Below are 231 nucleotides of genomic sequence, written 5' to 3' on the forward strand. Positions count from 1 at the left end.
CTAATAAGCCCTAAAGGGCACTAAAAGCTTAAGCGCTTTCAAGTTCCTGTTTCCAGTTTACCAGCACTTCAATAAACTCTGGGCCTATACCACAGCAACCCCCAATAATAGTTGCACCCAGAGCGTGCCACTTCTTTGCAAAGCCTAGGTATTCTGAAGGTGAAATATCACGATACGCTTGCGATCCTTGATTGGCTTGATAGTCGTGGGCAATAGGCGTAAAGCCGTTTG

Annotated in this window: 1 protein-coding gene; it reads right to left on the bottom strand. The window is 45.9% G+C overall.

From position 1 onward, the window contains the following. Nucleotides 1-28 precede the first annotated feature (28 nt). A partial coding sequence (locus SB756_RS36070) for a homocysteine S-methyltransferase family protein (RefSeq protein WP_410914048.1) occupies nt 29-231 on the bottom strand: 203 nt, incomplete at its 5' end.

The organism is Pseudomonas sp. SIMBA_068, from assembly GCF_046534705.1.
GTDB lineage: Bacteria > Pseudomonadota > Gammaproteobacteria > Pseudomonadales > Pseudomonadaceae > Aquipseudomonas > Aquipseudomonas putida.